The sequence below is a fragment of the Cytobacillus gottheilii genome, from assembly GCF_900166665.1.
In the GTDB taxonomy this organism is placed as follows: domain Bacteria; phylum Bacillota; class Bacilli; order Bacillales; family Cytobacillaceae; genus Cytobacillus; species Cytobacillus gottheilii_A.
Window position 1 is genome coordinate 61,707 of record NZ_LT800494.1, and the last position, 18,698, is coordinate 80,404.

The following is an 18,698-nucleotide window of genomic DNA, read 5'->3' on the forward strand; positions in this document are numbered from 1 at the left end:
TGTCACTCTGCTCCTCACGTACGAAGTACGCTCCGGTGCTCGCTCCGTCGCTTCCTTGATCTCCTTGTCGCTCATTACCCTCATGGTTACTGCTCTTACTTCGTTACTAAAGATTAGTTTCTAAATAAGAGAGAAAAAACTAAGATGGCGATTACTTGGTAATCTTCTTCTATATTGCATTATCTAGTTTTCAAGGAACAAGGCCACTGATTTCAATCACATCGTGATTAGCCATCGCAGCTATTCTTCATGCTGCCTTGCGACGAGCTGAGGATTAACTTCCTCGAACTACTGCGGCGCAGGAGCAATGTATTTAAGTTAGTATTCTTTTTCAAAATACTAACCCAGAGAGATTGCTCTCTCAAAACTGAACGAACAAATAAAGACGTCTTTTAATGAAGATAAACTTCATTTCATCCTTAGAAAGGAGGTGATCCAGCCGCACCTTCCGATACGGCTACCTTGTTACGACTTCACCCCAATCATCTGTCCCACCTTAGGCGGCTGGCTCCAAAAGGTTACCCCACCGACTTCGGGTGTTACAAACTCTCGTGGTGTGACGGGCGGTGTGTACAAGGCCCGGGAACGTATTCACCGCGGCATGCTGATCCGCGATTACTAGCGATTCCGGCTTCATGCAGGCGAGTTGCAGCCTGCAATCCGAACTGAGAATGGTTTTATGGGATTGGCTAAACCTCGCGGTCTTGCAGCCCTTTGTACCATCCATTGTAGCACGTGTGTAGCCCAGGTCATAAGGGGCATGATGATTTGACGTCATCCCCACCTTCCTCCGGTTTGTCACCGGCAGTCACCTTAGAGTGCCCAACTGAATGCTGGCAACTAAGATCAAGGGTTGCGCTCGTTGCGGGACTTAACCCAACATCTCACGACACGAGCTGACGACAACCATGCACCACCTGTCACTCTGTCCCCCGAAGGGGAACGTCCTATCTCTAGGAGTGTCAGAGGATGTCAAGACCTGGTAAGGTTCTTCGCGTTGCTTCGAATTAAACCACATGCTCCACCGCTTGTGCGGGCCCCCGTCAATTCCTTTGAGTTTCAGCCTTGCGGCCGTACTCCCCAGGCGGAGTGCTTAATGCGTTTGCTGCAGCACTAAAGGGCGGAAACCCTCTAACACTTAGCACTCATCGTTTACGGCGTGGACTACCAGGGTATCTAATCCTGTTCGCTCCCCACGCTTTCGCGCCTCAGCGTCAGTTACAGACCAGAGAGTCGCCTTCGCCACTGGTGTTCCTCCACATCTCTACGCATTTCACCGCTACACGTGGAATTCCACTCTCCTCTTCTGCACTCAAGTCCCCCAGTTTCCAATGACCCTCCACGGTTGAGCCGTGGGCTTTCACATCAGACTTAAAGGACCGCCTGCGCGCGCTTTACGCCCAATAATTCCGGACAACGCTTGCCACCTACGTATTACCGCGGCTGCTGGCACGTAGTTAGCCGTGGCTTTCTGGTTAGGTACCGTCAAGGTACCGGCAGTTACTCCGGTACTTGTTCTTCCCTAACAACAGAGTTTTACGATCCGAAAACCTTCATCACTCACGCGGCGTTGCTCCGTCAGACTTTCGTCCATTGCGGAAGATTCCCTACTGCTGCCTCCCGTAGGAGTCTGGGCCGTGTCTCAGTCCCAGTGTGGCCGATCACCCTCTCAGGTCGGCTACGCATCGTTGCCTTGGTGAGCCGTTACCTCACCAACTAGCTAATGCGCCGCGGGCCCATCTGTAAGTGATAGCCGAAACCATCTTTCAGCTTAAGGACATGAGTCCAAAAGCATTATCCGGTATTAGCTCCGGTTTCCCGAAGTTATCCCAGTCTTACAGGCAGGTTGCCCACGTGTTACTCACCCGTCCGCCGCTGACTTCAGGGAGCAAGCTCCCATCCGTCCGCTCGACTTGCATGTATTAGGCACGCCGCCAGCGTTCGTCCTGAGCCAGGATCAAACTCTCCAAGAAAGAGTTGATTAGCTCTTGTGTACATAATGTACATTGTTGATTCCGAAGAATCTTTTTTAAACGTTGACGTTTTATTGTTCGTTCAGTTTTCAAAGAGCAATTTTATTAACTCCGCCGCTCAGAAGCGACTTTATTAATATATCATTTATTAACTCGTTTTGTCAACATCTTTTTTGATGTTTTTTCAAAAGCGAGTGTGTGTCGTTGTGACGACTCTTAATATATTATCAGCGTATAAAAGCAAAGTCAACACTAATTTTATTTTATTAATTATAAATTCTAAAGTTAGATCATGTTATTTCTTCTATTAATACATAAGTTAGCTGAAAACTTGCCTTGTGGCTTATCATTATATATACACAGTCGTACGTATCAGCCTTTACCGCTTTAAGAGATAAGATAAAATTCTTTCCTTAATTAAAAAAGCTGAAGGATCAAAATCCTTCAGCTTCTCAAGCATTAAAGCACCCAAGTTTGAATCGCCACTAAAGAAAATAGACCTGGAATACCTAGGAATCCGGATATCGCAGAGGTAACCAGGTTAATAGGTACATGGATGCCAAACTGATTTCCAAAAGCATTTAGAAAAAACAAAAAGAGTGCTCCTATCAATAACTTCACAAAACCTTGTCCAATAAACCTGACCGGTCTCATAGGAGCTCCCATTAGGAGAATTAATAAAATCAATCCTCCCAGAACCGAAATGACCATAATCGGATCCATAATTCTATTCATCTCCCCTCAGACAACTTGTACTATTAAATTTATGTTTAATTTATACAAATAGACCTGAGAGCGCTAATCGTACTTATATTTTAATATTTAACTGATACGTTTCTTTTTTTAGCTTCTTTAAACAGAAAAAAATACTTTGCTTCTGCTAGCTTAGCATCACTAATTGCTTCTTCGGTCGTATCAAAACTTTTTTCAACCAGAGTACTTTGATTTTTCCAGTTCATTTTTAATTCATTTAATTCCAGCAGCAGCTTTTCATCATATTCCTTGCGCAGCCAGCCTTTTTTACGAAAAAACATGTTAAACTCCTCCGAATTTAAACTTCTCTTCTTCCTTCAAGCGCTTTGGATAAGGTTACTTCGTCGGCATATTCCAAATCGCCGCCAACCGGCAAGCCGTGAGCAATTCGTGTTGCCTTAATGCCCGAAGGTTTTAATAGCCTTGAGATATACATGGCTGTTGCTTCTCCTTCAATGTTTGGATTTGTAGCCAATATAACCTCTTGAACGGTATCATCCTGCAGTCTTTTTAGTAAATCAGGAATATTGATATCCTCTGGCCCAATTCCATCCATTGGAGAGATCGCTCCGTGTAGTACATGGTAAAGACCATTAAATTCTTTCATCTTTTCCATAGCAATGACATCTTTAGGATCTTGAACAACACAAATCAGTGTTCGATCCCGACGCTGATCCTCACATATATAACACGGATCCTGGTCCGTAATATGGCCGCAAACAGAACAATAGCTCAAGTTCCGTTTTGCATTAACAAGAGCTTTAGCAAAATCGAGTACGACATCTTCCTTCATATTCAATACGTAAAAGGCAAGACGTGCTGCTGTTTTTGGTCCAATTCCCGGCAGTTTCATAAAACTATCTATGAGCTTTGATATTGGTTCAGGATAATGCATAGTATCCTCCTATATAGAAAAGCGTAAGCGCCTTGCTCAGCCCAGGCAGGCATAAGGTATTCCCAGCAAAAGTCTTTTTGGCAGGAACGGATTAGACCCAAGAACCGCTAGGAGACTGGAGCAAAGCACTATTCTTATTTTTTTAGTACTATAATTAAAAAGCTGTAATACTAATTTTCCAAAGCAATAAAACAGCGCCGCACGAATCGAGGTAAATTGCTAAGTAAAACCTCTGGCTGCGGCGCCTATTATATCATTAGAACATTCCTGGCAAGTTCATTCCTTTTGTGAATTGGCCCATTGTTGAATTTGTCAGCTCATCCGCTTTCTTTAAAGCATCATTTGTCGCTGCCAATACTAAATCCTGAAGCATTTCGATATCTTCTGGGTCAACAACCTCTTCCTTAATATTCACTTCAAGCACTTCTTTGTGACCTGAAACAATGACAGTTACCATGCCGCCGCCAGCTGTTCCTTCAATTCTTTTTTCTCCCAGCTCTTCCTGAGCCTCGGCCATTTTCTTTTGCATCTTTTGCATTTGCTTCATCATATTTTGCATATTACCCATTCCACGCATAGTTATTAAACCTCCATTATTTTAGTCTTTAATTTCAAGCAGTTCATCACCGAATAGTTTCTTCGCTTCAGCAATAAAAGGCTCCTCTTCCTTTGCTTCAAAACCATCATCGCCATCTGAATCATCACGCTGGTTTTGAATGAAATTTTCCCTGATATCCATCCACTGCTCATCCGGCACACCAACCATTTGCATTCTCTTGCCAATTAGTTCGTAAAGAGAATTTGTCAGTGTTTCAAGGAATCGGCTGTTATCCATAGCCATTTGGCAGTGTATTTCATATTTAAATTTTATAATAAAAGCCTGGTCTGAGGCTGCTACAGGTTCAGCTTCATTAAGAAGCGCTGCCTGTGATCTCATTTGATTATGAACGAGTTTGTCCAGCATCTCTCCCCAGCGGCTTTTAATACTAATAAGATCTTGCTTTGTTGCATTCTTTAATATTTCGTTTATTTTCCCGCTAGGTGCCTGATAGCCTTTACGCGAATTTCTCGTCTGCTTCTTTACCGCAGGCTGCTCAGCAGTTTCTGTTGCTGTTACTCCATTTTTTCTTAGCTCAAGCAGTTCCTGCTCAAGCTGATTAATCTTATCGAAAAGCGGCTGGATATCAGCATTAGCAGCAGATGAAGTCTTATTTTCTAATTGGCAGAGCTTCATAATGGCTACCTCAAGAAAAATCCTCGGATGGTTTGTCCATCTCATTTCCTGCTGTGATTTGCTCAGCACTTCTATAAGTTCATAGATTTCTGCCGCATCAATCTCATCAGAAAGGGATCTAAAATCATCATCCAGCATGACTCTTTCCATTGATTCTTCAAGGGTTGGCGCCGCTTTATATAAAAGCATATCCCGATAATATAAGATGAAGTCTTCGATAAAACGCGATGGATCTTTCCCTTGAAACAGCAGTTCCTCCAATGCCTCTAAGCCAGCAGCAGCATCCTTCTGCTGAACAGCAGATGCTAGCCTGTTAAGAAAATTTTGTGAAACTGCGCCAGTTACCATTAGCGCGTCCTCTTCAGAAACCTTCCCATCACTGAATGATATGGCCTGATCGAGCAAACTTAAAGCATCACGCATACCGCCTTCTGCCGCCCTGGCGACAATTTGCAATGCCTTTTCATCATATTGTATGCCAGTTTCGTCTACAATCAGCTTCATTCTGCCCACAATAGCCTGTGCAGTAATTCGCTTAAAATCAAATCTTTGACATCTGGAAATGATGGTAAGAGGAATCTTATGAGGCTCTGTTGTTGCCAGTATAAAAATAACATGCTTCGGCGGTTCTTCCAATGTTTTTAATAAAGCATTGAAAGCTCCAATGGAAAGCATATGCACTTCATCGACAATATAGACTTTATACTTAACTGAGCTTGGTGCATACTTCACTTTATCACGAATATCCCGAATCTCTTCGACGCCGTTATTGGATGCGGCATCAATTTCAATCACATCTGGGATTGATCCATCTGTAATGCCCTTGCATGCCGAACATTCGTTGCAAGGTTCATTAATAGGTGCACGTTCACAGTTAACGGCTTTGGCTAAGATTTTCGCCGCACTCGTTTTTCCTGTTCCACGCGGCCCAGAGAATAGGTATGCATGTGAAATTTTATTGTGAAGCAGGGCGTTCTGCAATGTCTTTGTCACATGTTCTTGTCCGACTACATCAATAAATTGCTGCGGACGCCAAACACGATATAAAGCCTGATAGCTCATTGACACGCCCCCCTTCCTAATTTATTGTCTTGTCTATTATAACTTATAAAAAAGTGTTTTTCCAAAACCAAATGTAAAAAACTCACCCTAAATCTAGAGTGAGTTTGTACTTATTCATATAACTGCCGTGCACCTTCCGTCGACTGATGCCCATAAGCGTTACTTAAGCAGTTAGCTCAGCCCAGGCAACCCTGCGGCACATGGGAGCGTCCACTTAATGCTGCTTCCTTCCGGACCTGACATGGTTCATGGATTCCCATTGCGCAGGACCCGGGCGTCAACACCACTTACTTAAGGCAGACCCTACAGGATATCAGCCTCAGGAAGGGATTCAGCCTCGCTAGAGCGGATTGCGAGTACAGGGCACCGCTACCTCCCCGCCTAGCACGGCAAAGTTGATACCAATATTAAGGCGTCTTAATGACGCATAATTAGTATACTAATATTCAATATAAAAAGCAACGCTTATCCATTGTCAATTTCTGTAACGTCATCTATCCCTTGTCTGCTCAGCCTTTTTGCTTCCTTCTTTCGATTTCTCAGTTCTCTGAAAAAGGTTGAAAGCAACTCACCGCATTCCTCCTCAAGCACCCCGGAAACAACTTCACTTTGATGATTGAATCGGCTTTCCTGCAGCAGATTCATCAGTGTCCCCGCACAGCCGCCCTTCGGATCTTTTGCTCCATACACTGTCCGCTTAACTCTAGATAAGACAATTGCACCGGAACACATGGGGCACGGCTCTAGTGTAACATATAAAACTGCATCCTCTAGTCGCCATGTCCCAAGCCGCTGACATGCTGCATCAATAGCAAGAAGTTCCGCATGTGCAAGTGCGTTTTGATCTGTTTCCCGCAGATTATGAGCTCTTGCTACAATTTCACCATTATAAACAATCACCGCTCCAATCGGAACTTCCTCAAGCAGCTCTGCCTTTTTGGCTTCCTTTATCGCTTCCTTCATATAATACTCATCTTCATTGCATTCCACTTGCATTCACTCCTGCGTCACCCTCTTAAAGCAAGGTATGATTAAAAACACATTTTTAAACAACACTAATCGCTAAAGGCGGTGATTTAATTTTGACCAACTCTATAACACCTGCTCTCATTATCATAGACATGATCAATGACTTTCAATTTAAGGAAGGTGCTCTTTTAGCAGAAAAAGCAGAACACCTCACAAAACCCATCAATGCCTTGAGAGCTTATTTTCACCACCATAATCATCCAGTCATTTATGTCAATGATCACTATAATTTATGGCAGGCCAATCTTTATAAGATTATTGATTATTGCAGTAACTCAACTAGTGACAAAGTATTAAGAAAAATCCAGCCTCGTGATGACGAGTATTTTTTAATTAAACCGAAGCATTCTGGATTTTTTGGAACAGCTTTAAATACCCTGCTGCATCAACTTAGCATTAACACGCTATACTTAGCAGGAATAGCTGGAAATATTTGCGTGCTATTTACCGCCAATGATGCATATATGCGCGAATATCAATTGGTTGTGCCTGAAAATTGTATTGCATCCAATTGTGATGAAGATAACAAATATGCTCTTCTCATGATGAATCAGGTGCTAAAAGCAAATATTGATCCAATTTCTGAAGATAATTATAACATTACTGGCAAGTTCCCTTCATAAAATGGTAGCAGTGTGTGTAATAAGGAGGGAATTGCTATGCAAATTCATGTTGTTCGTCCTGGCCAGTCATTATCAAGTATTGCAGGAGCCTTTGGCACAACGCCAGAAGATCTAATAGAAGCAAACGAAATAACCAATCCTAATAATCTGGTGGTCGGCCAAACGCTTGTCATTCCAATTGTCGGCAGTTTTTATTGGGTTCAGCCTGGTGATAGTCTTTATTCCATATCCCAGCGTTTCGGTTTATCTTATCAAGAGCTGGCTGGAGTAAATGGCCTGTCTGTTAACCAGCCGCTTCAAGTTGGCTTCCGGCTTTATATTCCTCAGCAGCCAAAAGCGGCTGCAGAATTTAATGCTTATGTAGAACCTCGAGGAACATCAGTTGCTCCCGCCCTTGAGGAAGCTGCACGTGAAGCTGCTCCTTACTTAACCTATCTGGCTCCTTTTAATTTTCAGGCTCTTCGGGATGGTTCACTGCGTGAGCCGCTTTTAAATGACTTTCCTGCCATTGCCGCAGCGAACAACAATGTTTTAATGATGGTTATCTCCAATCAAGAAAATGACCAGTTTAACGACGAGCTTGGCCGCATTCTTTTAAATGATATGGAAGTGCAAAATCGATTCTTAAATAATATTGTGGCAACAGCAAGAAAATATGGCTTTCGCGATATTCATTTTGACTTTGAATACTTGCGGCCAGCTGATCGCGAGGCATATAATCAGTTTCTCCGGCGGGCAAAACAGCGATTCCAAGCAGAAGGATGGCTTCTTTCCACAGCTTTAGCACCTAAAACAAGTGCTGATCAGCAAGGAGCCTGGTATGAGGCACATGATTACCGCGCACATGGTGAGATTGCAGACTTTGTTGTCATTATGACTTATGAATGGGGATATAGTGGCGGACCTGCCATGGCAGTATCTCCGATTGGCCCTGTTCGAGACGTTTTAGAATATGCGATTAGTGAAATGCCTTCAACCAAAATTTTAATGGGGCAAAACTTATATGGCTATGATTGGACTTTGCCTTTTGTTCAGGGATCAGTCGCAAGAGCCGTCAGTCCGCAGCAAGCGATCCAAATTGCGGCAGAAAATAACGTAGCAATACAGTATGATACACGCGCACAAGCACCTTTCTTCCGCTACAGGGATAATGAAGGCAGAGATCATGAAGTATGGTTTGAGGACGGCCGTTCCATTCAGGCGAAATTTGACCTGGTAAAAGAGCTTAACTTAAGGGGAGTGAGCTACTGGAAGTTAGGGCTATCATTTCCGCAAAACTGGCTCCTCATCTATGATAATTTTAATGTGACAAAAAGAGCTTAATGTAAAGTATTACTAAGGTAAACAGCTTTCCCTTATAGGAAGGCTGTTTTTTCTTTTCTCCTATATTTCCCACCATATCACAGCTTATCAAAGTGTGGTAAAATAGTTAGACGTGTTTAAAATTGAACATAAAAAAAATCCCATAATCGCGGTGAGTAGGAGGATATCATGGGGGAAATACCTTTTTTAACTGTAGAAGGACCAATTGGTGTGGGCAAAACATCACTTGCGAAAGCAATCTCTACACATTATCAATTCACACTCTTAAAAGAGATTGTTGACGAAAACCCTTTTTTAGGGAAATTTTACGATAATATTGAAGAATGGAGCTTTCAAACGGAAATGTTTTTTCTATGCAACCGTTATAAGCAGCTTAGCGACATTCATCATCATTATTTAAATAAAAACAAGCCTGTTGTGGCAGATTATCATATATTCAAAAACCTCATTTTTGCGCAAAGATCACTGAACGAAAGTGAATATAATAAATACTTAAAGATCTATGATATTTTAACAGCAGATATGCCCAAACCAAATGTCATCATTTATTTGGATGCGAGTCTCGAAACACTCTTAGATCGAATTAAAATGCGCGGCAGAGAAATCGAAAAAAATATAAGTCCATTATATTTAGAGCAATTATCGATTGATTACCAAAATGCCATGAATGAGTTTGAAGCTAAGCATCCGGATATTCCTGTTCTTCGTTTTAACGGTGATGAGCTCGACTTTGTTAAAAATGAAGAAGATTTACTCCATATTTATAATGAGCTATCGAATGCAGTAGAAAAAAAGAAATGCATCGACCATAAGAATTAAAAGGGGTCTAATGGATATGAACTTAAGAGAAAAGTACAATATACCTGCAAATTCAGTTATTACAATTGCCGGCACTGTTGGTGTCGGGAAGTCTACAATGACAAACGCATTAGCAAATGCACTTAATTTCCGCACTTCCTTTGAAAAGGTGGATACAAATCCTTACTTGGACAAGTTTTATGCTGATTTTGAACGCTGGAGCTTCCACTTGCAAATCTATTTCCTTGCTGAACGCTTTAAAGAGCAAAAAAGAATTTTTGAATATGGCGGAGGCTTTATTCAAGATCGTTCTATTTACGAGGATACTGGCATTTTTGCAAAAATGCACTTTGAGAAAGGGACGATGTCGCCTGTAGACTATGAAACGTACACAAGTCTTTTTGATGCTATGGTCATGACACCTTACTTCCCTCATCCAGACTTGCTGATTTATTTAGAAGGTTCTATTGAAGACATTCTAGAACGTATTCATGAACGCGGCCGTCCAATGGAACAGCAGACACCTGTTGAATACTGGCAGGAAATGCATCAGCGTTACGAATCATGGATTGATGGCTTTAATGCTTGCCCTGTTCTGCGCTTAAATATTAATGAATATGACATTATTGCGCAAGAAGGATCCATTGAACCGATTATCGAACGCATCTCGCATTTTATGAAACAAACTCAATTACTAAAGAAATAAACCGCTGAATATCAGCGGTTTATTTTTTCTATTTAAAAGGAAAGAGATTCTGGACAAAAGGAAAACCGCTACTTCAACAGCAGCGGTTAGATAATCTCCATATATTTATGCGCGTGTAATGTCAAATATAATGGCGGAGGAAGAGGGATTCGAACCCCCGCGCGGTTTAACCCGCCTGTCGGTTTTCAAGACCGATCCCTTCAGCCGGACTTGGGTATTCCTCCGTATCGACAAGAATTAATATAACATGTACAAAAATGAAAGTCAACATTATTTTAATATTTTTTTGAGCGGGCAAAACACCCGCTCAAAATGGCTTAATTTACGCTGGAGAAATAACCTCTCTGTTTCCCATATATGGGCGTAAGACTTCTGGAATGACCACACTGCCATCAGCCTGCTGATAATTTTCTAAAATAGCGGCAACCGTACGGCCGAGCGCCAGACCAGAACCATTTAATGTATGAACATGCTCTGGTTTACCCTTTGGATCACGACGGAAGCGAATGTTTGCTCGACGTGCCTGGAAGGCCTCAAAATTACTGCAAGAAGAAATCTCACGGTATGTGTTATAGCTTGGAATCCAAACTTCAATATCGTATTTCTTTGCTGCTGTGAAACCTAGATCTCCTGTACACATGCTCATTACACGATATGGCAGGCCAAGCAGCTGCAGAACCTTCTCGGCATCCTTCGTTAAGCTTTCTAAAGCTGCATAAGAATCTTCTGGTTTAACAAATTTCACAAGTTCTACTTTATTGAATTGATGCTGACGAATGAGACCTCTTGTGTCACGGCCTGCTGAACCTGCTTCAGAACGGAAGCAGGCACTAAAAGCTGCATATTGTACAGGAAGCTGTTCACCGTCCATAATTTCATCACGATGCATATTTGTAACAGGTACCTCAGCTGTTGGAATGAGGAAATAGTCTTCACTGTCAATTAAGAAAGCATCCTCCTCGAACTTTGGAAGCTGACCTGTTCCTGTCATGCTTGCACGGTTTACCATGTATGGCGGTAAGACTTCTTCATATCCATTTTCCTCTGTATGAAGATCAAGCATAAAGTTAAATAAGGCGCGCTCAAGACGAGCTCCTAGCCCTTTATAAAAAACAAAACGGCTTCCTGTGACTTTGCTGGCTCTTTCAAAATCTAATATACCAAGAGCATCTGCTACATCCCAATGAGGCTTTGGTTCAAAGTCAAATTCCTTTACTTCTCCCCAGTTCCAAGCCTCTACATTATCATCCTCTGTTTCACCGACAGGAACACTTTCGTGCGGGATGTTCGGGATGCTTAAGAGCAATAGATTTAGTTCTTCTTCAACAGCACGCTGCTCTTCATCAAGTGTTTTAATACGGTCTCCAACCTCACGCATTTCAGCAATTAATTGATCCGCATCCTTTTTTTCACGTTTTAAAAGAGCGACCTGCTGAGACACTTCATTTCTTCTGCTTTTCAGCTGCTCTGCCTCAAAAATAATTTCACGTCTTCTCACATCAAGATCTTCAAACTTATTTAAATCTGTTAAGTCCTCTCCGCGATGCTGCAGTTTTTCTTTAACACCTTCAAAATCAGCTCTTAATACTTTAATATCCAGCATGTTTTTCTGCCTCCTAATTTTTTTAGAACACAAAAAACTCCCGTCCCCAAAAAAGGGACGAGAGTTACCCGCGTTGCCACCCTAGTTGAAAGCATGAGCCTTCCACCTTAATTCTGTAACGGTATTAACCGGGAGCTATTACTTGCAAACTGCTTTCCAAGCTCCACTCAAGGATGGATTCACAAGCCTCATTCACCGATTTCCACCAACCACCGGCTCTCTAAAGAATGACATACCTGCTACTGCTTCCTCTCAATGCTTTCACTATACGTTTTAGTAATTCATAATTTACTACAATTATGCCTCATTTGCAACTCTATTATGCTTAGAATTTCAAAAGTTCATTTTTAGGCTATTGGCTTTTTGTTTCTTTTACCATATTGATAAAGTACTGAGTTAAACGATGGTCATCAGTCAATTCAGGATGAAATGAACATCCGAGAAACTGGCCTTCTCTTGCAGCTACAATTCGCCCTTCATGTTTAGCTAATATCTCAACATTTTCGCCAGCTTGGACAATATGTGGTGCTCGAATAAAGACAGCAGTGAAATCTTCTGCTACTTCGGCAATATCTAAGTCTGCTTCAAAGCTCTCTTTTTGCCTGCCAAAAGAATTTCTCTCCACCTTCACATTTAAAGCTCCGATATGCGGCTCATCATAACCAACAATTTGCTGTGCTAATAATATTAACCCTGCACACGTGCCAAACATAGGTTTCCCTGAATCCGCAAACTCTTTGAGTTTTGGCATGAAGTCATACTTATCAATCAGCCGGCGCATCGTTGTGCTTTCTCCACCAGGGATAATTAGACCATCAGCCTCTTCCAGCTGCTCTATCTTTTTTATAACGATTGCTTCTGCTCCACAGCTTTCAATTGAACGGACATGCTCTCTTACTGCACCCTGCAGTCCTAATACCCCTATTTTTATCATTGTATCTGCTCCTTACCAGCCGCGCTCCTGCATTCTTGCTTCTGGAGCCAGGGAAGAAATTTCAATTCCCTTCATTGGCGTGCCAAGCTCTTTAGATAGTTCAGCAATCAGCTTATAATCCTGATAATGTGTTGTTGCTTCTACAATCGCACGAGCAAACTTAGCTGGATTCTCTGATTTGAAAATACCAGAACCGACAAATACACCATCAGCACCTAACTCCATCATCAGTGCTGCATCTGCTGGTGTTGCAACTCCTCCAGCTGCAAAGTTTACAACTGGCAGACGACCTAAGCTGCGGATTTCAAGTAGCAATTCATAAGGAGCACCTAAAAGCTTTGCTTCTGTCATGAGTTCATCTTCGCTCATGTTTGATACTTTGCGCACTTGTGCATTAACCTTTCTCATATGGCGGACTGCTTCAACGATATTTCCTGTTCCTGGTTCACCTTTTGTACGAAGCATTGAAGCTCCTTCACCAATTCTGCGAAGTGCTTCTCCAAGATCCCGGCAGCCGCAGACAAATGGAACTGTATAATCCCTTTTATTTAAATGATATTCTTCATCTGCTGGAGTTAAAACTTCACTTTCATCTATGTAATCTACACCCATTGCCTCAAGCACACGCGCTTCGACAATATGACCAATTCTTGCTTTAGCCATAACCGGTATTGAAACAGCGTTCATAACTTCTTCCATTATACGAGGATCTGCCATTCTAGCGACACCGCCTGCAGCACGGATATCAGATGGTACTCTCTCTAATGCCATTACAGCAACAGCACCAGCCTCTTCTGCAATTTTTGCTTGTTCTGCATTCACAACGTCCATAATAACGCCGCCCTTTTGCATTTCTGCCATACCGCGCTTAACTCGATCTGTACCTGTTTTCATGTTAATCCCCCTTATCCTTGCCATCTTTTTAAGTGATGGATCTCTTCCATTATAAATTGAATCTTCTAAAAGGAAAATACAATTTATCTGATCGGAAAAATCTGTTTAGGAAAAATGATAAATATATATCCTCTTAACCAAAATGTTTTTATAAAAAAAGAACCCTGTCAATGACAGGATTCCTTATACTCACACAATTATTCAGCTGAAATTAAAACCAGCCCTTTACAGTGGAAGATACACTGCCCCAGATGTCGCTAAAGAAGCCTCCCACACCTCTCATAGAGAGCACAAACCAGTTTGCCTTCTCTACATCCTCTGCAGCTATAACATCAACTGTAATAGTGTTCTGTCCTGCTTCAGATAGGAAGTCCATCTCCCCTTCTGCTCCTTCAAGTGTTAATTCACCAATCTTATCACCTTTTTTAACAGGAGCAGTCAGTTGACCTTCTTCATTGAGTTTGTCTTCATCTATCACAAGTACAGGTTTATAGTTTTCAGCTTCGCCGTTTTTCACGATTAAAGAAATTGCTTCAGCTGATTCAATGCTGACTTGATCCTCTTTGCCTTTTACTACCGGCAACGTTTCATTTCCTTTGACCGTATAACCAGCAGGCAGGATTTCTTCATTACCGAAATTAGCGAAACCATAATCAAGCATTTTTTTTGTTTCATCAAATCTTGATTTATAAGATGCCGAACCATCATCATCCTTCGCATTCATGACAACTGTAATATAACGAGTACCATCACGCAAAGCGGTACCTGTAAAGCAATAGCCGGCAAAATCAGTTGTACCTGTTTTAAGTCCATCTACGCCTTCATAGCCATATACGAGATCAGGAAGCATCCAGTTCCAATTTTCCATTTCAATTCTATCATCTGTGCCTTCTCTAAAGACTTTCTCAGGAATACTAGTCGTTTCAAGTATTTCTGGGAACTCATTAATAAGAGCAGAAGCTAGCTTGGCAGTCGCTCTTGCAGACATAACGTTTTCCTCATCTGGATTTCCAGCAGGGATTGTTCCCTTTAAGTCTCTGTTATTTAAACCAGTGGAGTTGACAAACTTATAATCTTTTAAACCAAGCTCCTCTGCTTTTTCATTCATCATTTTCACAAAATTCGTTTCTGAACCAGCAATCGTTTCTGCTATGGCAATCGTGGCACCATTTGCTGAATAGATAGACATTGCCTCATACAGTTCCTTAATATTATAAGTACCATCTCTTCTTAAAGGAACATTCGATAACGCTGTATCTTGGGAAACTTTCCAAACATATTCACTTACCGCATATTCTTGATCCCAAGTTACTTTGCCTTCTTTAATTGCTTCAAGCAGCAAGTATTCTGTCATAATTTTTGTCATACTTGCAATTCCAAGCACCTTGTCAGCATCTTTAGAATAAAGAACCTTTCCCGTTTTTGCCTCTACTAATATAGCGGCATCTCCATTAATGCTAAGTACATCCTCTGCTTTTACTTGCCCTATACCAGGGAGAAGACTAAATGCCATAACAAGTGTTAGTAATCCTACAACAAACTGACGATAAAAAGTTCTTTTCAACCTAAAGACCTCCAACTATTTTTTGCAGCTTTTGTTATTTTATCATATCTCTATTACAAAAAGTAGCTTGAGTATTTACCTATTCTTGTCTGCAAATATTAAAAGCTCTATTGCTTTTGTATCAGTTTATAAGAACATTTGCTAATAAATATCCCCCCAAACAAAAAGGCAGAGACCGTTATGTCCCTGCCTAGCTCAAAATTATTGAATTGAATAGTTTGGTGATTCCTTTGTAATCTGCACATCATGCGGATGGCTTTCTCTTAGTCCAGCACCTGTCATGCGGATAAACTGTGCATTTTCACGTAATTCAGTAAGATCTTTTGTCCCGCAATAACCCATTCCAGAACGAAGTCCGCCGATCAGCTGATAGATTGTATCTGCTAAAGGACCTTTGTAAGGAAGTCGCCCTTCAATTCCTTCCGGCACAAACTTCTTATTATCCTCTTGGAAATATCGGTCTTTAGAACCTTTTTCCATTGCCCCTACTGATCCCATTCCACGATACACTTTAAAGCGGCGGCCTTGGAAAATTTCAGTTTCCCCAGGACTCTCAGATACACCAGCAAGCAAGCTGCCAAGCATTACAGCATGGCCTCCTGCAGCCAGCGCCTTAACAATATCTCCAGAATATTTAATGCCGCCATCTGCAATAATCGTTTTCCCGTGTTTTCTTGCTTCTGTCGCACAATCATATACAGCAGTAATTTGCGGTACACCCACACCTGCTACAACCCTTGTTGTGCAGATTGAACCAGGTCCTATTCCAACTTTAACTACATCTACCCCAGCTTCAATTAATTCGCGTGTAGCTTCAGCAGTTGCTACATTTCCTGCAATAATGGCAAGTTCAGGATAAGCATTGCGAATCTCTTTAACTGTATCAATTACACCTTTAGAATGACCGTGTGCCGTATCCACAACAATGACATCAACCTGTGCCTTTGCAAGCATTTCAATACGTTTCATTGTATCCTTTGTAACTCCTACAGCTGCACCTGCCAGAAGTCTCCCCTGCTCGTCTTTAGCAGAATGAGGGAACTCAATGACTTTTTCAATATCTTTAATGGTAATTAAGCCTTGTAACGTGCCTTCTTGATCAACAAGTGGAAGCTTTTCAATTTTATATTTTTGCAGAATTTTTTCTGCCTCTTCCAATGTTGTGCCTACTGGAGCCGTTACAAGATTTTCTTTTGTCATAACATCTGATATTTTAATAGAAAAATCTTGAATAAAACGAAGATCACGATTTGTTAAAATCCCCACAAGCTTTCGTTCATCTTGATTATTAACAATCGGAACACCGGAAATTCTGTATTTTCCCATTAAATGCTCAGCATCAAACACTTGCTGTTCAGGAGTAAGGAAAAAAGGGTCTGTAATAACTCCGCTTTCGGAGCGCTTAACTTTATCAACCAAGTCCGCCTGCTGTTCGATTGACATATTCTTATGAATGATGCCAAGTCCGCCTTGCCGAGCCATTGCAATGGCCATTTCGGCCTCAGTTACTGTGTCCATCCCTGCACTAATAATTGGAATATTAAGCTTAATTTTCTCTGTCAGCTGAACACTTAAGCTTACATCCTTTGGCAATACTTCTGATTTTGCTGGTACAAGTAAAACATCATCAAACGTTAAACCTTCTTTAACGAACTTATTTTCCCACATTTTTTTCCCTCCTGGACGAAAATATTATTAGTAGGTTATCAATTGGACAAAATACTGTCAAGGACCCTAGTATAAGTTAGATTTTTCAGATTATTGAGAGGTGTTTTTATGTCGGCTATTCTTGAAGGATGGGAGTCCTTTGTGCCATTTTATTCTGCTAGCCATGTCCAAGCCTATTTGAGAAAATGTTATCAAAAACAAGGTATCGATCAAGCAGAAAAAAAAAGCTTTGAAAACTGCTATCCCTTTATCTATTACATAGAACATGGTCAAATTTATTATGAACAATCAGAAGCAGCTCCACTATTAATAAAGCCGATTCTGTCCTTTTATGGATTAGTTCATTTAATTAAAGCTGCCATTTTAACAGTTGACCCCAACTATCCAGAAACTACTTCTGTCCTGGCTCATGGAGTCTCTGCCAGAAAACGAAAAAAACAGCAGTACAGTTTTTTCAACGATGAAGTGAAACTGCAGAAGAGTGGGTTATTTCCATTTATGGCTGAGAAAATGTTTCACATGAAACATTTGGAGGGAGAAAAAACAATAATGGAAGATTTATTAAGACAAGTGCCTGAAATGGAAGGACTCTTTCGTCAAATGGCAGGTGGTGCACATTTTATACAAATCCCAAAGCAAGAGAAACATTTTATTATTCCTCCTTCCATCATTAAACACTATCATATGTCTGAAACTCGGTTTATTGAATTTCTCTCAACCAAATCATTTTCTCCTTTAATAAAGGCGGACGATCCAAACATTGCAGGCTTTCATTATAGTCATGAACATATCTCAGATTATAAACCAATTCGCTTTGATCTATTTCGTAGGACTTATCATTTTCCTATTTGCAAAAACACTTTACATTCCTTTCCCGAGCTATTGATCCACTACTTGCTGCTATACAACTTAAGTATGATTGCTCGTTATGAAACAGAGTGGTGGAGTGAACTCATTAAAATGATGCCAAATAATGATTATCCATTTATCAAAACATTTTTGCACATCACTGCAAAGAAAGGACCCTATTTAGTTCAGCAGTATTTACAGAGCTGGACGTAAAGATTAGTTCCCTTCCTGATGATACGATTTACAAAAAGGAATCCCATAAGTTTGTCCTGTTACTAGTTGGATTCCTTTTTTGTTTTTCTCTTAAGCATTTACCTCTATTTAATCTTGCATAATCATTACCTTCTATAAACTTCTTCGTTCCTATTATGACTGGCCCTCCAACGTTTCTCGAAGTTAAATAGTCGTCTTCAATTTAGAATTTTAACTACAAAAAAAGCACATCCATAAAGATGTACTTTTTCATGTTGCCCGGCAACGTCCTACTCTCACAAGGGGACAGCCCCTAACTACCATTGGCGCTGAGAAGCTTAACTTCCGTGTTCGGGAGGGACGGGTATGACCTTCTCGCTATCATCGTCCGGAAATCGATAACCTTCACATCTCTTCGTCATCTCACTCGTCAAGGTCCTCACGTACCAACTACGTACGCTCCGGCCTTTCCTCACTCGATTCCTCGACCTGTTCGCTTCTCGCTTCCCTCACGGTTTGGTAAAAAGATAAGTTGAGCAAGCTTACATATTTAAAAATCATTTCAGTTGAAAAATTATTCATTTAAAATGTTAATAGT

At 41.2% G+C, this 18,698-nt stretch carries 16 protein-coding genes, 1 tRNA gene, 2 rRNA genes, 1 other RNA gene and 1 other annotated feature; of the genes, 5 read left to right on the forward strand and 15 right to left on the reverse strand.

The annotated features are described in order from the left end of the window. Positions 1-423: 423 nt before the first annotated feature. The 8 genes from B7E07_RS00640 to tadA all read right to left on the reverse strand — a co-directional run bounded on the left by B7E07_RS00640 (position 424) and on the right by tadA (position 6,913). Positions 424-1,973: ribosomal RNA gene (locus tag B7E07_RS00640) — 16S ribosomal RNA — on the reverse strand. A gap of 459 nt (positions 1,974-2,432) precedes the next feature. Then, complete coding sequence (locus B7E07_RS00645; RefSeq protein ID WP_080843591.1) at positions 2,433-2,696, reverse strand: pro-sigmaK processing inhibitor BofA family protein; 264 nt, start codon at positions 2,694-2,696, stop codon at positions 2,433-2,435. A 92-nt stretch (positions 2,697-2,788) separates the two neighbouring features. Beyond that, the gene (locus tag B7E07_RS00650; RefSeq protein ID WP_080843592.1) at positions 2,789-3,007 is read right to left on the reverse strand and encodes a YaaL family protein; all 219 of its coding nucleotides are present in this window, start codon (positions 3,005-3,007) and stop codon (positions 2,789-2,791) included. 17 nt (positions 3,008-3,024) lie between these two features. Then, the gene (recR, locus tag B7E07_RS00655; RefSeq protein ID WP_066441822.1) at positions 3,025-3,621 is read right to left on the reverse strand and encodes a recombination mediator RecR; all 597 of its coding nucleotides are present in this window, start codon (positions 3,619-3,621) and stop codon (positions 3,025-3,027) included. 256 nt (positions 3,622-3,877) lie between these two features. Continuing rightward, on the reverse strand, positions 3,878-4,198 hold the full coding sequence (locus tag B7E07_RS00660; RefSeq protein ID WP_066441824.1) for a YbaB/EbfC family nucleoid-associated protein: 321 nt from the start codon (positions 4,196-4,198) through the stop codon (positions 3,878-3,880). Between the two features lie 21 nt (positions 4,199-4,219). Continuing rightward, entirely contained in the window at positions 4,220-5,917 is a 1,698-nt protein-coding gene (dnaX, locus tag B7E07_RS00665; protein WP_080843593.1) for a DNA polymerase III subunit gamma/tau, read from the reverse strand. A gap of 125 nt (positions 5,918-6,042) precedes the next feature. Beyond that, an RNA gene (gene ffs, locus B7E07_RS00670) (signal recognition particle sRNA large type) lies at positions 6,043-6,307 on the reverse strand. Positions 6,308-6,382: 75 nt separating this feature from the next. Next, positions 6,383-6,913 carry a tRNA adenosine(34) deaminase TadA gene (gene tadA / locus B7E07_RS00675; RefSeq protein ID WP_080843594.1) on the reverse strand — a complete coding sequence of 177 codons (531 nt, stop codon included), beginning with the start codon at positions 6,911-6,913 and terminating at the stop codon, positions 6,383-6,385. A gap of 86 nt (positions 6,914-6,999) precedes the next feature. Here tadA and B7E07_RS00680 point away from each other — a divergent pair, with 86 nt between their 5' ends. The 4 genes from B7E07_RS00680 (at position 7,000) to B7E07_RS00695 (ending at position 10,396) form a co-directional block, all read left to right on the forward strand. Beyond that, positions 7,000-7,569 carry a cysteine hydrolase family protein gene (locus tag B7E07_RS00680; protein ID WP_080843595.1) on the forward strand — a complete coding sequence of 190 codons (570 nt, stop codon included), beginning with the start codon at positions 7,000-7,002 and terminating at the stop codon, positions 7,567-7,569. 36 nt (positions 7,570-7,605) lie between these two features. Next, on the forward strand, positions 7,606-8,892 hold the full coding sequence (locus B7E07_RS00685) for a glycoside hydrolase family 18 protein (RefSeq protein WP_080843596.1): 1,287 nt from the start codon (positions 7,606-7,608) through the stop codon (positions 8,890-8,892). 168 nt (positions 8,893-9,060) lie between these two features. Next, entirely contained in the window at positions 9,061-9,711 is a 651-nt protein-coding gene (locus tag B7E07_RS00690) for a deoxynucleoside kinase (protein WP_080843597.1), read from the forward strand. A gap of 16 nt (positions 9,712-9,727) precedes the next feature. Next, positions 9,728-10,396 (forward strand): deoxynucleoside kinase, encoded by a 669-nt coding sequence (locus B7E07_RS00695; protein ID WP_080843598.1) that lies wholly within the window; start codon positions 9,728-9,730, stop codon positions 10,394-10,396. A gap of 131 nt (positions 10,397-10,527) precedes the next feature. On the opposite strand, the gene B7E07_RS00700 is transcribed toward B7E07_RS00695, so the two are convergent. From B7E07_RS00700 to guaB, 6 genes are all read right to left on the reverse strand, one after another. Further along, positions 10,528-10,620, reverse strand: a tRNA-Ser gene (locus B7E07_RS00700). A gap of 98 nt (positions 10,621-10,718) precedes the next feature. Next, complete coding sequence (gene serS, locus B7E07_RS00705) at positions 10,719-11,999, reverse strand: serine--tRNA ligase (protein WP_080843599.1); 1,281 nt, start codon at positions 11,997-11,999, stop codon at positions 10,719-10,721. 50 nt (positions 12,000-12,049) lie between these two features. Further along, positions 12,050-12,264: a binding site (T-box leader), on the reverse strand. Between the two features lie 87 nt (positions 12,265-12,351). Further along, entirely contained in the window at positions 12,352-12,933 is a 582-nt protein-coding gene (pdxT, locus tag B7E07_RS00710) for a pyridoxal 5'-phosphate synthase glutaminase subunit PdxT (RefSeq protein WP_080843600.1), read from the reverse strand. Positions 12,934-12,945: 12 nt separating this feature from the next. After that, the gene (gene pdxS / locus B7E07_RS00715; RefSeq protein WP_066441836.1) at positions 12,946-13,827 is read right to left on the reverse strand and encodes a pyridoxal 5'-phosphate synthase lyase subunit PdxS; all 882 of its coding nucleotides are present in this window, start codon (positions 13,825-13,827) and stop codon (positions 12,946-12,948) included. Between the two features lie 211 nt (positions 13,828-14,038). Further along, positions 14,039-15,340 carry a D-alanyl-D-alanine carboxypeptidase family protein gene (locus B7E07_RS00720; protein WP_176215272.1) on the reverse strand — a complete coding sequence of 434 codons (1,302 nt, stop codon included), beginning with the start codon at positions 15,338-15,340 and terminating at the stop codon, positions 14,039-14,041. A gap of 252 nt (positions 15,341-15,592) precedes the next feature. After that, positions 15,593-17,059 (reverse strand): IMP dehydrogenase, encoded by a 1,467-nt coding sequence (gene guaB, locus B7E07_RS00725; RefSeq protein WP_080843602.1) that lies wholly within the window; start codon positions 17,057-17,059, stop codon positions 15,593-15,595. 108 nt (positions 17,060-17,167) lie between these two features. On the opposite strand from guaB, the gene B7E07_RS00730 reads away from it, so the two are divergent. Beyond that, the gene (locus B7E07_RS00730; protein WP_080843603.1) at positions 17,168-18,121 is read left to right on the forward strand and encodes a YaaC family protein; all 954 of its coding nucleotides are present in this window, start codon (positions 17,168-17,170) and stop codon (positions 18,119-18,121) included. Positions 18,122-18,377: 256 nt separating this feature from the next. Here the strand turns inward: B7E07_RS00730 and rrf are convergent. After that, positions 18,378-18,492: ribosomal RNA gene (gene rrf, locus B7E07_RS00735) — 5S ribosomal RNA — on the reverse strand. Positions 18,493-18,698 lie beyond the last annotated feature (206 nt).

Excerpts from the sequence above, each read along its gene's own strand:
- tadA (WP_080843594.1), bottom strand. The coding sequence starts at position 6,913 with ATGCAAGTGGAATGCAATGAAGATGAGTATTATATGAAGGAAGCGATA.
- B7E07_RS00690 (WP_080843597.1), top strand. The coding sequence starts at position 9,061 with ATGGGGGAAATACCTTTTTTAACTGTAGAAGGACCAATTGGTGTGGGC.
- recR (WP_066441822.1), bottom strand. The coding sequence starts at position 3,621 with ATGCATTATCCTGAACCAATATCAAAGCTCATAGATAGTTTTATGAAA.
- B7E07_RS00660 (WP_066441824.1), bottom strand. The coding sequence starts at position 4,198 with ATGCGTGGAATGGGTAATATGCAAAATATGATGAAGCAAATGCAAAAG.
- guaB (WP_080843602.1), bottom strand. The coding sequence starts at position 17,059 with ATGTGGGAAAATAAGTTCGTTAAAGAAGGTTTAACGTTTGATGATGTT.
- B7E07_RS00645 (WP_080843591.1), bottom strand. The coding sequence starts at position 2,696 with ATGGATCCGATTATGGTCATTTCGGTTCTGGGAGGATTGATTTTATTA.
- B7E07_RS00695 (WP_080843598.1), top strand. The coding sequence starts at position 9,728 with ATGAACTTAAGAGAAAAGTACAATATACCTGCAAATTCAGTTATTACA.
- dnaX (WP_080843593.1), bottom strand. The coding sequence starts at position 5,917 with ATGAGCTATCAGGCTTTATATCGTGTTTGGCGTCCGCAGCAATTTATT.
- serS (WP_080843599.1), bottom strand. The coding sequence starts at position 11,999 with ATGCTGGATATTAAAGTATTAAGAGCTGATTTTGAAGGTGTTAAAGAA.
- B7E07_RS00685 (WP_080843596.1), top strand. The coding sequence starts at position 7,606 with ATGCAAATTCATGTTGTTCGTCCTGGCCAGTCATTATCAAGTATTGCA.
- B7E07_RS00650 (WP_080843592.1), bottom strand. The coding sequence starts at position 3,007 with ATGTTTTTTCGTAAAAAAGGCTGGCTGCGCAAGGAATATGATGAAAAG.
- pdxT (WP_080843600.1), bottom strand. The coding sequence starts at position 12,933 with ATGATAAAAATAGGGGTATTAGGACTGCAGGGTGCAGTAAGAGAGCAT.
- pdxS (WP_066441836.1), bottom strand. The coding sequence starts at position 13,827 with ATGAAAACAGGTACAGATCGAGTTAAGCGCGGTATGGCAGAAATGCAA.
- B7E07_RS00720 (WP_176215272.1), bottom strand. The coding sequence starts at position 15,340 with ATGGCATTTAGTCTTCTCCCTGGTATAGGGCAAGTAAAAGCAGAGGAT.
- B7E07_RS00730 (WP_080843603.1), top strand. The coding sequence starts at position 17,168 with ATGTCGGCTATTCTTGAAGGATGGGAGTCCTTTGTGCCATTTTATTCT.